Source organism: Pseudoclavibacter helvolus, from assembly GCF_014191305.1.
Lineage (GTDB): Bacteria > Actinomycetota > Actinomycetes > Actinomycetales > Microbacteriaceae > Pseudoclavibacter > Pseudoclavibacter helvolus.
In genome coordinates, this window is record NZ_JACHWJ010000004.1 from 447,151 (window position 1) to 461,310 (window position 14,160).

At 66.9% G+C, this 14,160-nt stretch carries 16 protein-coding genes and 1 tRNA gene; 7 read left to right on the plus strand and 10 right to left on the minus strand.

What is annotated here, in order from left to right; translation table 11 throughout:
* Positions 1–26: 26 nt before the first annotated feature.
* Positions 27–102: transfer RNA gene (locus FHX72_RS14385), tRNA-Thr, on the minus strand.
* Between the two features lie 78 nt (positions 103–180).
* A complete protein-coding gene (gene msrB / locus FHX72_RS14390) occupies positions 181–597 on the minus strand; it encodes a peptide-methionine (R)-S-oxide reductase MsrB (RefSeq protein ID WP_068479829.1) in 417 nt (138 codons plus the stop codon).
* A gap of 105 nt (positions 598–702) precedes the next feature.
* On the opposite strand from msrB, the gene FHX72_RS14395 reads away from it, so the two are divergent.
* The 4 genes from FHX72_RS14395 to groL all read left to right on the plus strand — a co-directional run bounded on the left by FHX72_RS14395 (position 703) and on the right by groL (position 3,858).
* Complete coding sequence (locus tag FHX72_RS14395; RefSeq protein WP_068479827.1) at positions 703–996, plus strand: DUF3263 domain-containing protein; 294 nt, start codon at positions 703–705, stop codon at positions 994–996.
* A 4-nt stretch (positions 997–1,000) separates the two neighbouring features.
* Positions 1,001–1,552, plus strand: a complete 552-nt coding sequence (locus FHX72_RS14400; protein ID WP_068479825.1) for a LytR C-terminal domain-containing protein — start codon at positions 1,001–1,003, stop codon at positions 1,550–1,552.
* Positions 1,553–1,809: 257 nt separating this feature from the next.
* Positions 1,810–2,025 (plus strand): cold-shock protein, encoded by a 216-nt coding sequence (locus tag FHX72_RS14405; protein ID WP_068479823.1) that lies wholly within the window; start codon positions 1,810–1,812, stop codon positions 2,023–2,025.
* 213 nt (positions 2,026–2,238) lie between these two features.
* Positions 2,239–3,858 (plus strand): chaperonin GroEL, encoded by a 1,620-nt coding sequence (groL, locus tag FHX72_RS14410; protein WP_068479821.1) that lies wholly within the window; start codon positions 2,239–2,241, stop codon positions 3,856–3,858.
* A gap of 107 nt (positions 3,859–3,965) precedes the next feature.
* Here groL and FHX72_RS14415 read toward each other — a convergent pair whose 3' ends face one another.
* From FHX72_RS14415 to FHX72_RS14425, 3 genes are all read right to left on the minus strand, one after another.
* The gene (locus tag FHX72_RS14415; protein WP_068479818.1) at positions 3,966–4,256 is read right to left on the minus strand and encodes a WXG100 family type VII secretion target; all 291 of its coding nucleotides are present in this window, start codon (positions 4,254–4,256) and stop codon (positions 3,966–3,968) included.
* An 83-nt stretch (positions 4,257–4,339) separates the two neighbouring features.
* On the minus strand, positions 4,340–6,073 hold the full coding sequence (locus tag FHX72_RS14420; RefSeq protein ID WP_068479814.1) for a sensor histidine kinase: 1,734 nt from the start codon (positions 6,071–6,073) through the stop codon (positions 4,340–4,342).
* 38 nt (positions 6,074–6,111) lie between these two features.
* A complete protein-coding gene (locus FHX72_RS14425) occupies positions 6,112–6,810 on the minus strand; it encodes a response regulator transcription factor (RefSeq protein ID WP_068479813.1) in 699 nt (232 codons plus the stop codon).
* A gap of 130 nt (positions 6,811–6,940) precedes the next feature.
* On the opposite strand from FHX72_RS14425, the gene FHX72_RS14430 reads away from it, so the two are divergent.
* On the plus strand, positions 6,941–7,756 hold the full coding sequence (locus FHX72_RS14430) for a methyltransferase domain-containing protein (RefSeq protein ID WP_183625967.1): 816 nt from the start codon (positions 6,941–6,943) through the stop codon (positions 7,754–7,756).
* Here FHX72_RS14430 and FHX72_RS14435 read toward each other — a convergent pair.
* The 5 genes from FHX72_RS14435 to FHX72_RS14455 form a co-directional block, all read right to left on the minus strand.
* On the minus strand, positions 7,722–8,198 hold the full coding sequence (locus FHX72_RS14435; RefSeq protein ID WP_183625969.1) for a MerR family transcriptional regulator: 477 nt from the start codon (positions 8,196–8,198) through the stop codon (positions 7,722–7,724). The genes FHX72_RS14430 and FHX72_RS14435 overlap by 35 nt on opposite strands.
* Positions 8,185–8,658 (minus strand): hypothetical protein, encoded by a 474-nt coding sequence (locus FHX72_RS14440; RefSeq protein ID WP_183625971.1) that lies wholly within the window; start codon positions 8,656–8,658, stop codon positions 8,185–8,187. Before FHX72_RS14440 ends, FHX72_RS14435 begins: the two co-directional genes overlap by 14 nt.
* An 82-nt stretch (positions 8,659–8,740) precedes the next feature.
* Positions 8,741–10,387, minus strand: coding sequence for a DNA repair helicase XPB (locus FHX72_RS14445; protein ID WP_068479811.1), 1,647 nt, complete (start codon positions 10,385–10,387; stop codon positions 8,741–8,743).
* 81 nt (positions 10,388–10,468) lie between these two features.
* Positions 10,469–12,037 carry a helicase-associated domain-containing protein gene (locus tag FHX72_RS14450; protein WP_183625973.1) on the minus strand — a complete coding sequence of 523 codons (1,569 nt, stop codon included), beginning with the start codon at positions 12,035–12,037 and terminating at the stop codon, positions 10,469–10,471.
* 116 nt (positions 12,038–12,153) lie between these two features.
* Entirely contained in the window at positions 12,154–12,423 is a 270-nt protein-coding gene (locus FHX72_RS14455) for a hypothetical protein (protein ID WP_068479809.1), read from the minus strand.
* 142 nt (positions 12,424–12,565) lie between these two features.
* Between FHX72_RS14455 and FHX72_RS14460 the strand changes: the two genes are divergently transcribed.
* Positions 12,566–12,949 carry a cold-shock protein gene (locus FHX72_RS14460; RefSeq protein WP_104253894.1) on the plus strand — a complete coding sequence of 128 codons (384 nt, stop codon included), beginning with the start codon at positions 12,566–12,568 and terminating at the stop codon, positions 12,947–12,949.
* On the plus strand, positions 12,949–14,154 hold the full coding sequence (locus tag FHX72_RS14465) for a DUF3027 domain-containing protein (protein WP_183625975.1): 1,206 nt from the start codon (positions 12,949–12,951) through the stop codon (positions 14,152–14,154). The genes FHX72_RS14460 and FHX72_RS14465 overlap by 1 nt, the downstream gene beginning before the upstream one ends.
* The last annotated feature ends 6 nt before the right edge of the window (positions 14,155–14,160 follow it).

A 14,160-nucleotide genomic window follows, 5' to 3' on the forward strand; every position in this document is an offset into this window, starting at 1 on the left:
ACGTGGCAATGGCGCGTGGCGCGGAGTGGAGCCGACTGCGAGGTTCGAACTCGCGACATCCGCTTTACAAGAGCGGTGCTCTACCAGCTGAGCTAAGTCGGCACGCTGCAGACGCAGCGGCACCATCATAGCCATGCGGCGCACGACTCGTGCACCGCATGGCCAATCAGGCGGGTTGGCCTATTCGGCGGAAGCCTCTTCCTCCGGTGTGAAGGAGAGCGAGAGCGAGTTCATGCAGTAGCGGTCGCCGGTCGGCGTGCCGAAGCCGTCCGGGAAGACGTGGCCGAGGTGGGAGCCGCAGTTCGCGCAGCGGACCTCGGTGCGCACCATTCCGAGCGTGCGGTCTTCGAGCAGTTGGACGGCATCCGGCCGCACCGACTCGTAGAAGCTCGGCCACCCGCACCCGGAGTCGAACTTCGTTCCGGCCTTGAAAAGCTCAGAGCCACAGGCCCGGCACGTGTACAGGCCAGCGCGGCCCTCATCGAGGAGCTCGCCCGTGTACGCGCGCTCAGTGCCTGCTTCGCGCAGCACGTGGTATTCCTGCGGCGTGAGCTCAGCGCGCCACTCGGAATCGGGCTTGTTGACGGCGTAGGACACCGTGCCTCCTGGAAATCGACGAGACCGCTGGGAGCGGCCAGGGAGGAATGAGCATACGCGCGTTGCGTGAGTCCAGTCCGTGAGCCTTCCTCGTACACTTCCTGCATGGCACGGGACGTGGAGCTCAGCGACCTCGAGCGAGCTCTGTTGGATTTCGAAGAGGTGAATCCGCGGCAGAACGCGGCGAAGGCGGCAGCGATCAGAGACCGTTTCGGCTGGTCGACGACGCAGTATTACCGAAATCTCGCTACGCTCATCGAGACACCAGCTGCGCTCGCGCATCAGCCGTTGCTCGTCGGCCGCCTGCGGCGTGCGCGCGAGCGACGTGCGGATGAGCGCCAGCTGCGGCGCGAGCAGCGAATGTCCAGCGCCTCTCCCACCTCAGGACGGATTCGGTAGACACGTGAATTACCCCAAGGATCGCTTCGACGACATCCCACCAAGGCTCGACAGGCGGGGAGCGCATCGCGCTCCCCGAACGCGCCTCGCAAAGCTCGCCTCCTGGCTGTGGGGGTTGCTCGCCGTCGTCGTCATCGTCGCCGTCGCGGCGGTAGCAATGCAGGTCATCAACGGCGTCGTCTCGTTCAGTCCGTCGGCGGAGACCGAGGCCACCGAGACGCCAACGGAAGAGGCTCCCGTCGAGGAGGTTCCGGCTGAGGTCGTTCCGCAGCTCGACCCGAACGTGTCTGTCAGGGTGCTCAACGGCACGGAACTCGCGGGCGTCGCGGGCGGAACCACCTCGGACCTCACGGCCGCCGGGTGGAACGTCACCGAGACTGCGGATGCTCCCACCTCCGACTACGCGACGACAACCGTCTCCTACAGCGACGCGTCACAGGAGGCGGCGGCGCTCGCCCTCGTGCAGTCGCTCGGTGGCGGAACGGCCGTCCTCGACCCGAACGTCGCCGCCGCTGGCACGATCGTGGTCATCGTGGGACTCGACCTCGCCGGATAGTTCTCGGAGGCTCGCTCCGGTCCCCTAGGTACCAGGCTCATTTGCCCCGGGGAATGACACCTCTGTGTTCCAGCAGTGTGAACAATTGGAGTCAAAACGTCGCCAGGTGACGTGATCCGCGCTGAGGGCTTCCACGCTCAACAGGTCGCCACCTAGTATTTTGCTCGAGTCCTGGGCACCATCGTTCGTCCCCCTCGCACGCATGCAGGGCTCCGCTGGCTGGCGCTGGCGAGTACTACTGAGCAATGGAGACAAACATGGCGAACGGAACCGTGAAGTGGTTCAACGCTGACAAGGGCTACGGCTTCATCACTGTGGATGCGCTTGATGGCGCTGCGGCACAGGATGTGTTCGTGCACTACAAGGCCATCGAGATGCAGGGTTACCGCGTTCTCGAAGAGGGACAGAAGGTCGAATTCGAGATCGGAGCCGGCGACAAGGGCCCCCAGGCGGAGTCCGTGCGCGCGCTCTGACCCGCAGCGAGAAACGGCGTCGACCCCTGAAAGGGTCGGCGCCGTTTTTGCGTGTGCGACGCGTGGTTTCCTCTTGTCGTTCGCCCGCAGCGAGAAGGGGCAGGGGTGGCTTGCACTCGACAGGGGCGAGTGCCAATATGGACTTGCACTCGCCTCGTTCGAGTGCCAACCACGAACCTCACGAACCACGTCCGGAAAGGACGCAGTACACATATGTCGAAGATCATTGCTTTTGACGAAGAGGCCCGTCGCGGGCTTGAGCGTGGACTGAACACGCTCGCCGACGCGGTCAAGGTCACGCTCGGCCCACGCGGCCGCAATGTCGTGCTCGAGAAGAAGTGGGGCGCGCCCACGATCACGAACGACGGCGTCTCCATCGCCAAGGAGATCGAGCTCGACGACCCGTTCGAAAAGATCGGTGCAGAGCTCGTCAAGGAGGTCGCGAAGAAGACCGACGACGTCGCCGGTGACGGAACGACCACGGCTACCGTCCTCGCTCAGGCGCTCGTCCGCGAAGGCCTCCGCAACGTCGCTGCCGGTGCAGACCCCATCTCACTCAAGCGCGGCATCGAGAAGGCCGTCGAGGCCGTCGTCGCCGAGCTGCTCGCTTCCGCCAAGGAGGTCGAGACCAAGGAGCAGATCGCTGCTACCGCCTCGATCTCGGCCGCTGACGCACAGATCGGCGAGATCATCGCCGAGGCGATCGACAAGGTCGGCAAGGAAGGCGTCGTCACCGTCGAGGAGTCGAACACCTTCGGCACCACGCTCGAGCTGACCGAGGGCATGCGCTTCGACAAGGGCTACCTGTCGCAGTACTTCGTCACCGACCCCGAGCGCCAGGAAGCCGTCTTCGAAGACGCGTACATCCTGATCGTCAACGGCAAGATCTCCAACATCAAGGACCTCCTGCCTGTCGTCGACAAGGTCATCCAGGCCGGCAAGCAGCTCCTCATCATCGCTGAGGACGTCGAGGGCGAAGCACTCGCGACGCTCATCGTCAACAAGGTCCGCGGAATCTTCAAGTCGGTTGCCGTCAAGGCTCCTGGCTTCGGCGACCGCCGCAAGGCGCAGCTGCAGGACATCGCCATCCTCACCGGTGGCCAGGTCATCAGCGAAGAGGTCGGCCTCAAGCTCGAGAACACGACCCTCGACCTCCTCGGCACGGCTCGCAAGGTCGTCGTCACGAAGGACGAGACCACGATCGTCGAGGGCGCTGGCTCGCCCGAGCAGATCGCTGGCCGCGTTGCGCAGATCCGCGCCGAGATCGAGAACAGCGACAGCGACTACGACCGCGAGAAGCTCCAGGAGCGCCTCGCGAAGCTCGCCGGTGGCGTCGCCGTCATCAAGGCCGGAGCTGCGACCGAGGTCGAGCTCAAGGAGCGCAAGCACCGCATCGAGGACGCCGTCCGCAACGCGAAGGCTGCCGTCGAAGAGGGCATCGTCGCCGGTGGTGGCGTTGCGCTCATCCAGGCCGGCGCTCGCGTGCTCGACAAGCTCGAGCTCAAGGGTGACGAGGCGACTGGCGTGAACATTGTCAAGGTCGGTATCCTCGCTCCGCTCAAGCAGATCGCAACGAACGCTGGCCTCGAGCCGGGCGTCGTCGCCGAGAAGGTCGCCGGACTCGAAGATGGCTGGGGCCTCAACGCCGCAACCGGCGAGTACGTCAACCTCATCGAGGCGGGCGTTCTCGACCCAGTGAAGGTCACGCGCTCCGCGCTGCTCAACGCAGCGTCGATCGCAGGTCTCTTCCTGACGACCGAGGTCGTCGTCGCTGACAAGCCCGAGAAGGCTGGCGCACCGGCGATGGACCCGGGCGCTGGAATGGACTTCTAAGCACCTAGCGCAAGCAGACAGGCGGGCGGCTCCTCACGGAGTCGCCCGCTTTGTTGTGCCCCAAAGGTCTCGACCCTGTGGGTCTCCTGCCGGGTTCTCGGGAGCGGTCAGACGCTGAAGAGCCGCCGCACGTCGCCCTCGACGGTGCCGTAGCTCGCGCTTGCGCTGCCGAGGGCGCTGTTGATTGCGGAGATGCTCGACTCCACTTGCGCCTGCGTCGCTCGCCACTGCTGCACAAGTCCCTGGAAGGCGGTCGCGGCCTCTCCGGTCCACGAGCCTTCCAGAGCGTTCAAGTTGGCGAGCAGAGCGGAGACCTCCGCCTGCACTCGACCGATGGATGCCTGCGTGTTCGTCACCGTGAGCTGCAGTTGTTCGCTGTCGACCATGTAGACGGCCATAGTGGTTCCTCCTTCGTCGGCCGCCGGATGGCTTCCGGCGGCGCCTCTCGAGAAGGCTATGGGGGTCGGCGGTCGGGCCGCGGTTAGGCGTTCGGGGCTGTGGAGGGAGCGCTATCCACAGGCGCTGACATGAGGAGTGGGAACTTTAGACGGAAGGTGGCTCCGCCGCCCGGCGTCTCGAACACGTCGACCTCGCCGTCGTGTGCCTTCATGATCGCGGAGACGATCGACAGTCCGAGTCCTGAGCCGCCCGTCTCGCGGGCCCTCGAAGTATCGGCGCGCCAGAAACGCTCGAAGATCTTCTGCCGAATCTGGGGCGGGATTCCCTCGCCGTGGTCGATGATGTCGACGATCGCAAGCTGGTTCGGCAGATCGACGGTGACGCCGACCTCGAGCGGTGACCCCTCCGGGGTGTACCGCATGGCGTTGCCAAGCAGGTTCGAGATCGCCTGTCGCACCTTGTCCTCGTTCGCGTGGACCATCGCTGGCACGTCACCGAAGTCCTCGTCGGCCTCGGCCCCCTCGACCTCACTCGGCTCGGTTCCCTTTCGCCTGATCGGGAAGCCGCGGAGCGCTGGGCGGGGAAGAGGGCGGCGGCGCCAGATCGCGCGACGCGCGGGGGTGGCCTCTTGCGCACCTGCCTCGTCATCTGCGGCAGGTTCCGCCTCGACGGGGGCGGGCAGCTCGCCGGTTGTCGCCATCCCGGACGAGTCGGCCTCGTCCTGCGGTTCCTGGATGATGCGCACCGGGAGGGCGCGCACGACCCTGTCCTTGGCCGTCGCGTGTGCGTCCATCGCCGCGTCTTCGGCGATCGGTTCGAGGTCGATGACGTCCTTGACGAGCTCGCGGGTCTCATCGAGTCGCGCGAGCTGCAGGAGGTCCTCGACGAGGCCTCCCATTCTTAGGGCTTCCTTCTCGATCCGTTCCATCGCCTGGCCGACCTTCTCCGGGTCGTTGAGGGCTCCCATTCGGTAGAGCTCGGCGTAGCCCCGCACGGTGACCAGGGGTGTGCGCAGCTCGTGGCTGGCGTCGCCAACGAACCTGCGCATCTGGGCGATGGTGCGCGTGCGCTCATCGAAGGCGTGGTCGATGCGCACGAGCATGGTGTTGAGCGATCGGGAGAGCCGCCCGACCTCGGTGTTCGGTGTGCCAGCTGGGAGGCGTTGTGAGTAGTCGCCTGACGCGAACTGCATGGCGGTCGCCTCGACCTGCCGCAAAGGCAGCAAGGTCGCCGAGACGAGCACGCGGGTCAGGGCCGCACCGAAGATGACGACGGTCAGCCCGAAGCCAAAGAAGATGGCGAGGAAATTGACCATGGTCGCGTTCACGCTGGTGAGCGGGGCCGCTATGAGCAGTGTGCCCCGCACCTGATCAGCCGCGTACTCGCCCTCGGGCACCGTGATCGTCCGCCAGCTCGCGCCGAGCGGATCCTCCATGTCGAAGAGGCTCTGGCTGCCGCGGTTGGCGGCGTCGGCAGGCACCTCGGGCGCGATCGCGCGCGGGCGTTGCCACTGACCCCAGTTGTCGACGACGACCTTGCCCTCGGCATCGACGACGGCGACGTACAGCGTCGATGGCGCTATGCGAACCGAGTCGTACGTGAAGAGCTGCGACGACGGATCGGTGGCCAGGAACTGCGTCGGGTCACTCGCGTAGACGCTCAGCTGCGAGTCGGTCTGCGAGACCAGAGTCGGCCGAAGCAGGAGCGTCGTTCCGATTCCGGCGACAACAATGCCGAACGTCAACAGCGTGATGTTGACGATCGTCAGTTTGTTGCGAAGCGAGAGCCGATCCCAGCGCCAGGCCTTGAACGGCACCGCCTAGTTCCCCTCGTGACCGAGCCTGGCCACCTCTGCTAGGCCTTGGCCCCGGAGACCTTCAGCATGTAGCCGAAGCCGCGCTTGGTCTGGATGAGCGGCTCCTCGGTGAACTGGTCGAGCTTGCGGCGCAGGTAGGAGATGTAGGACTCGACGATTCCGGCGTCGCCGTTGAAGTCGTACTCCCACACGTGGTCGAGGATCTGCGCCTTCGAGAGCACGCGGTTCGGGTTGAGCATGAGGTAGCGCAGCAGCTTGAACTCCGTGGGGGAGAGCTCGATGGGCTCGTCACCGATGAAGACCTCGTGAGTGTCCTGGTCCATCGTCAGCTCGCCGGTGCGGATGACCGCTTCCTCTTCGGCCTGCATCGTGCGACGGAGGATGGCCTTGATGCGTGCCACGATCTCGTCGAGGCTGAACGGCTTGGTGACGTAGTCGTCGCCTCCCGCGTTGAGTCCCTCGATCTTGTCGTCGGTGTCGTCCTTGGCGGTGAGGAACAGGATGGGGCTCGTGTACCCGGAAGCGCGGAGGCGCTTGGTGACGCCGAACCCGTTCATGTCGGGGAGCATGACGTCGAGAACGATGAGGTCTGGCTCCTCCTCGATGACAGCGGAGATCGCGGCGGCGCCGTTGCCGACGGCACGCACCATGAACCCTGCGAAGCGCAGGCTGGTCGACAGGAGTTCGCGGATGTTTGGCTCGTCGTCAACAACGAGAATCTTGGGGCCATCAGTCATGGACTAAGTATCTTGACGCCGTCTGAGTGAAGTCTGACGGCGCGCGGTGTCTCCGCTATGCGGGTGCGCTAATGTTCTGGGTCGCCTTCACTCGGCATCCCCACCGTGGCGACTGCACTACTGTGCCGATATGGATGACTCTGCTGCACCCAGGTACACCCACGGGCACCACGGGAGCGTGCTCCGCTCGCACGGGCGACGCACGGCCGAGAACTCGGCCGCCTACCTGCTTCCCGAGCTCCGAGAAGGGATGCGCGTGCTCGACGTCGGCTGCGGGCCCGGCTCGATCACGCTCGATCTCGCCCCTCGGGCCGGTTCGGCGGGCCAGGTCATCGGCATCGAAGTCGTAGAGGAGCCACTTGAGGCGGCTCGTGCGGCTGCGGCGGCGCGTGGCGATACCCGGACGGACTTCCGACTCGGCGACGTCTACGCGCTCGACTTCGCAGATGGCGAGTTCGACGTGGTGCACGCGCACCAGGTGCTCCAGCATCTCGCCGATCCTGTCGCGGCGCTCCGTGAGATGCGTCGAGTGACGAAACCGGGTGGGCTCGTCGCAGTGCGCGACGTCGACTACGGCACGTGCGTGTGGACTCCGCAGCTGCCGGCACTCGACCATTGGCTCGCCGTCTATGACCGCGTCGCCAGATCAAACGACGGCGAGCCGAACGCGGGGAGGCTGCTCAAGAGCTGGTCACGAGCTGCTGGACTCGAGGATGCTCGGCTCACGGCCAGCGCATGGATCTTCGCTACGGCCGACGAGCGCGAATGGTGGGGATCGACGTGGGCCGAGCGGGCCACGCTTTCTCGCTTCGCGGAGGACGCCAAGGCGCGGGGGATCGCCTCGTCGGGAGATCTCAGGCGGATCGTTGACGCGTGGTCCGCTTGGTCGCAGGACGACGATGCAGAGTTTGTCATGACGCACGTGGAGCTGCTTGCTCGGGTGTGAGCCCCGCGCCTGAGTCAGCCTGCACCAGGCTTGGCGACTCTCGGGGCTCCCCAGCAAGCGCGGCGATGATCGGGCAGGCCTCGGTCGGGTCGAGGCACGGATCCGCGAGGAGCCCTGTGGTGGCGATGCGGGTACGCTCCAGATCTCGGATGCGGTGGTCGATCTCGAGCAGCTTCTCGGTCGCAACACGGCGCACGTCAGCAGGATCTGCCGTGCCCGCCCGGGCATCGGCCGACATGGAGACGAAGTCGCCCAGCTGCTGGAGCGTGAAGCTGAGCTCCTGGCCGCGGCGGAGGAAGCGCAGCCGGGCGAGGGCGTGCTCGTCGTAGTCGCGGTACCCGCCCTGCGTGCGCGGCGGGCTCTCGAGGACGCCGCGTCGTTCGTAGAAGCGGACGGTCGAGATCTTGACGTCTGCGTGGGCGGCGAACTCAGCGATGCGCATGAGAGGACACTACGAGCTTGGGCTCATCAGCCTGCCGAGCGCGCCGAGCCGTGATCACGGCGATGCCCTGGACAAGGCCCCAAGCGAGCTCCAGCAGGAGCATGGCCCCGACGAGTGGGGTGGCACCCGCGGCGAGCGCCGTGATCATGCCAAGCGAGAAGAGGGCCCGAGCCACGGTGTCTGCCGCGCCCGCCATGAGCGACGGTCGGCAGATGCGGAAGAGTGCCCACACCGTGACGACGCCGCCCATGAGGTTCGCGAACATCATGGTGGACGGGGAGTCCGCATCCGGGAGCTCACCGCCGAGCCCGAGGCTGGCCTGCAGCGCGCCGAGCCCGGAGAAGATGAGCCCGGTCGTGGGAGTGAACGCGAAGCCGATCGTGACGACGAGGCCATAGATGGCGGAGACCCGAACGATGCTCCGGGCTCGGTCCTTGCTTGTGCTTGGGGTTCGTGTCATGAAGCCAAACTGCGCCATGCACCCTGGTGCAGAGTCAAGTCCGAGTGGCCCCGGGATCGAAGGCCGCCCCGATCAGCAGAGACTAGGCGGGCGCCAGGATCGCGTCGGCGTCCAGGATCTCGTACGAGTAGCCCTGCTCGGCGAGGAAGCGCTGTCGGTTCTGAGCGAAGTCCTGGTCGACGGTCTCGCGGGAGACCAACGTGTAGAACGAGGCGGTCACACCCGTCGAGCTCGGACGAAGCAGCCGGCCGAGGCGCTGCGCCTCTTCCTGCCTCGAGCCGTACGAGCCGGAGATCTGAACGGCGACGGATGCATCCGGCAAGTCCACTGAGAAGTTGGCGACCTTAGAGACGACGAGCACCTTCTCGCGACCTTCGCGGAACGCCTGGAAGAGCTCCTCACGCTCGGCGATGGGGGTCTGGCCGGTGAGCTTCGGAACGCCCAACTCTTCGGCGATGCTGTCGATCTGATCGAGGTACTGCGCGATGACGAGGATGTTCTCACCCTCGTGCTTCGCGATGAGGGCCTTCACGAGTTCGTGCTTCGCGGGCGCCGTCGCTGCGATGCGGTAGCGCTCATCGTCGCTCGCGGCGGCGTACTCCATACGGGTCTCGTACGGCAGATCGACGCGTACCTCGTAGCACTTGGCCGGCGAGATGTAGCCCTGCGCCTCGATGTCCTTCCACGGGGCGTCGAAGCGCTTTGGGCCGATGAGGCTGAAGACGTCGCCCTCGCGACCGTCTTCGCGGACGAGGGTCGCCGTGAGACCGAGGCGGCGGCGAGCCTGCAGCTCGGCCGTGAGCTTGAAGACCGGGGCAGGGAGCAGGTGCACCTCGTCGTAGACGATGAGGCCCCAGTCGAGGGCGTCGAGGAGCGAAAGGTGCGTGTAGACGCCCTTCCGGCGCGCGGTGAGGATCTGGTAGGTCGCGATCGTGACGGGCTTGATCTCCTTGACCTCGCCCGAGTACTCACCGATCTCGTCTTCCGTGAGCGTGGTCCGGCGGAGCAGCTCGTCCCGCCATTGCCTCGCGGAGACGGTGTTCGTCACGAGGATGAGCGTGCTCGTGGACGCTGTTGCCATGGCTCCTGCCCCCACGAGGGTCTTGCCGGCGCCGCAGGGGAGCACAACAACCCCGGACCCGCCCTCGAAGAAGTGGTCGACGGCCGAGCGCTGGTAGTCGCGCAGCTGCCACTCGGACTCGTCGAGCGCGATGGCGTGCGGGGTGCCCGGTGTGTAGCCCGCCAGGTCTTCCGCGGGCCATCCGAGCTTCACGAGTTGCTGCTTGAGTTCGCCGCGCGCCCAGGCCTGAACCCGGAACCCGGACTCGCCGGTCGGTCCCTCGAGGAGTGGCGCGACGTGCTTGGCCTTGGAGATCTGCAGGAGCACGGCCGGGTCGTCGCTCGAGACGACGAGCTCGCCGTCCTCGTCGCGTGAGATCACGAGCTTGCCGTAGCGCGCCACGGTCTCGCGGATCTCCGCCGAGACCGACGCTGGCACGGGGAACTTCGCGAAACGCTCGAGTACATCGAGCATCTCGTCGGCCTCGTGGCCGGCGGCGCGGGCGTTCCAGAGTCCGAGTCGCGTGATCCGGTAGGTGTGGATGTGCTCGGGAGCGCGCTCGAGCTCGGCGAAGACAGCAAGCGCGTGACGTGCGGCTTCGGCGTCGGGATGGGCGACTTCGAGCAGGACAGTTCTGTCGCTCTGTACGATCAACGGTCCAAGTGCCATAACGGTCAATCATACCTGCCGACCTTTGCGCGCCTGAGTGCTTGGCGCTGCCGAGTGCGGGCGACTAGTGTGCGCGGCCGCTTACTCCGTGTCGGGGGTATCTGCGAGCTGCACTTCGAGGATCGCCCTGATCGGAAGCGTTCGCTCGACGTCGGCGGCAAGATCCCTTGCGCGCAGTCGTCCGGCGGCGACACTCATCGGCACGAGGCGCAGGGTTGTCTCCTTGCCACCGCCGAGGTCGACGCGGACCGTGACCTCGCTCTTGGCTCGCCTGGCAACTTCGAGCTGTCGCTGCACCCACGTCTGCGCGTCGTCACCGGCGTCGAGTCTGGTCGCTTCGTCGTGGAGGGCGTCCGCGAATCGCAGTGCGGCGTCGCTCGGCCGCAGGTCGCGCGCCGGGGCGGTCTCCCTCGGACGCAGGGGGACAAGCTGCCCGGTGGCGTTCTCGGCGCTGGCGGGGTAGCGCGCGTCGAGCAGCATGAGCACAACCGTGTCGCGTGACGCGGAAGATACCAGCGCTCCCTCACCTGACTGTCGCAGTCCGAGCGGCGCGACCGCAGCATCCACGCGGAGAGCGTCCATGAGGGCCGGGTCCTGGCTCGTGACGATGGTGCCCGGCCTGACCGGATGCTCGCGGACGCGAACCCGCCCGTGGCGGTTCGCGGCCTCGCGGAGCAGGTACTCCACCGGCTGCGGGATGCCCGTGAGGGAGAGCCTCGCGAGGGTCGCCTCGATTTCGGAGATGGAGAGTCCGGTGCCGAGGGCGTGCGTGACGGATGCCTCCGAGAGCCGGTAGCTCGACGCGAGACCGCGCCGCTCGAGGGATGCGACGGCCTGAAGAGCCTGCTCGTCGGCTGGGGCGAGCGGGCCTGGCGCGATGATCGAGAGGTCCGGCTGCAGGTAGACGCCCGTGACCTCCTCAGGGAGCGAGGCCGCGAGCAGATCGGCCGCTGCGCCGAGATCGTCGTGCGTCAGCAGGAGACCGAGTTGGCTGAGCTGGCCTTCTACCGTCAGACCCAGGAGTTCGGTCTTGGGCGTCGCGTACGACTTGCTGTCGGTCAGTATCCCGGCACGATCTTCCACGCGGAGCTCGGCGAGCCAGCACTCCGCGAGCTGTCGCCAGCGTGAGAGCGGGGCACTCAGCCCGAACACTCTGCCGGCGGCTGTCGGACGCATGGCATCCGCGACGGGACTGCAGAGACCGAGGGCGAGCATCCATTCGAAGAGCGGCGACAGTACGGCCTGCTCGGTGTGCAACTCGGCGGCAATGCGCCGAACGGTGGTGGCACCGAGCTGGAGGCCGCCGCGACCGTCCCGGTAGGCACGCGGCGCGAGGTCGAGAGCAGCGATTGCGTCTGCGGCGAGCTGGGCTGCACCGTGGGCGCGCTCCGTGGACTGGGGGAGCGGCGCCAGGCTCGCCTCGTCGACGGTCTCGCTGCCAGCCGGACTGGCGAGCAGCTCAGCGAGCGCGGCGGATGCAGCGGGGAGCAGCTCGGGTGATTCGGGAGTGCCGACGGCGAGGCCACGGAGCCTCGCTGTTCGCAGCGCCTCCGCTGTCCCCGACGCGAGTCGAGAGGCGTCTCGCCAGCCGAGGCGGGCGACGGCTTCGCGTGTGGCGGACTCATCAGCGAGCGCCTCGGCGATGTCCATGGCTCCGCTCGAGCCGCGCAGCGACAGCCTGCGCCAGGCTGCGAGGCCGGCGAGGTCGGTGCGATCGAGGCTGCGGAGGAGCTGGAGAACCCGCAGCGCGCTCGGGGAGGCGTCTATCAGCTCTCGGACCTGCCCCGCGAGCGCCGGTTCGCGACGATGCGCCAGATGATGAGCGAGAGGATAAGGAGGAACGCGACGGGGAAGCCGATGTACGTGACGAACAGCAGCGTCGGCCAGATCGGGTTGGTTGCGTCGACCTCGATGCCGAGGAGCGGCGTCGCGAGCAGCACGAGGAGCGCGATGAAGGAGATCGCCGCGATGCCGAGGGACATGAAAGCGAGGATGCGTTCGCCCTTCGCGATGGGGGCGCCGTTGGAAGAGGTCACCGAACCAGACTAATCGACATGCGCGCCACCGTAGACTGGTTCGGATCAGCCGCACGCCGCGGCTGACCAGGGGAAGCGAAGATCGCCGCCCCGCCTGTGAAAGTTCGATCTGGTGCCTTGAGCGCCGAACAAGGAGATGGCCATGCCCACCGGCAAGGTGAAGTTCTACGACGAGGACAAGGGATTCGGCTTCATTGCGGCCGACGACGGTCAGGAGATCTTCCTGCACGCGACGGCGCTTCCAGCAGGAACCTCGTCGGTGCGCCCTGGAACGAAGCTCGAGTTCGGCATCGCCGACGGCCGACGCGGCGCTCAGGCGCTCTCGGTGCGAGTTCTTGAGGCGCCCCCGAGCGTCGCCCGCATCCAGCGCAAGTCGCCAGACGACATGGCGGTCATCATCGAGGACCTCGTGAAGCTGCTCGACACCGTCGGCGGAGCAATGCGGCGCGGTCGCTACCCCGAGAAGCCGCAGGGCGCGAAGATCGCAGCGATGCTCCGGCGCGTCGCGGACGACCTGGACGCCTGATGACGAAAGAGGCCGTGCTTCCCGCCCCGCTCGGGGTGGCCCTTGACGCCGCTGAGCTCGAGCCCTCGCGACGGCTCGCGTGGGCGGCGCTGCTGGACGTGACGCCGGCCTCGGAGCTCGGCGAGCTCATCGCCGTCGTCCCGGAAGAGGACGAGGGCGTCTACACGCTCCAGTACACGACGCGCCTGCCCGGTTACCCGGACTGGCGCTGGAACGTCTCGCTCGTGCGCCTGGTCGACCAGGCGGAGCCGACGGTCCTCGAGGCTGAGCTGCTCCCCGGCGACGGTGCGCTACTCGCTCCTTCCTGGGTGCCTTGGTCTGACCGACTCGCTGACTACGAGGCGGCGCAGCTCCTCGAAGCTGGCGAGGCTGTTGAGGGCGGCGACGAGAGTGCGGAGTCGACCAGCGACGAGGTCGCGCCTAAGTCGAGCAAGCGCATCCGGCGCACCCGGACGCGCCGCCGCATCGGTGCAGGCGGGGCAGCCGAGGTCGAGTCGACGGCGCCGGAGGCGAGCGAGGAAGCGTCCGTGGATGCGCTTGCCGCAGACGGCGGCGCACCGGCCGAGGCTCCGACCGATGCCGATGCCGACGCCGAGAAGCCCAAGAAGAAGAAGCGCAAGAAGGACAAGTCAGCCAAGAAGGCGAAGTCAGTAGCTGACCTGAACGCCAAGGCGGACAGCTCCGCGGGTGACGGGCCTGCACGCGAGGAGTCCGGCTCCTCGAGCGCTGAGGGCCCGCCTGCGACTGAGAAGCCGAAGAAGTCGCGCCGCAAGCGCGTCGAACAGGCGACTCCTGACGCCGCCGAAGGCGAGCGGGCCGAGGTCGCGCCGGACGGAGCGTCGGATGAGGTCGCGCCGGTGAAGCCCGAGCGACGGAAGCGTAAGAAAGCCGTCAAGGCGGTCGACGCGACGCCTGTCGTCGAAGCGGCTCTCGAAGACGAGCCCGTCGAGCCGAAGCGTGCTGCAGACGAAGCAGAGATCGCAGAGGTCGCCGAGCCGACCAAGGCGAAGTCTCGCGGCAAACGGCGCAGGGTTGTTGTTGTGCCCCGCAGCGAAGACGAGTTGCCTGCACAGGAGCCTGCCGAGTTCGGTGAGGCCGCCGATATCCGCGAGTTCGCGGACGACATGGACGATGTGCTCGATGGCGTGGACTTCGAGCCTGACGCCGACGAAGTCGTGCCAGAAAGCGACGAAGCAAAGCAGTAGCCCTTG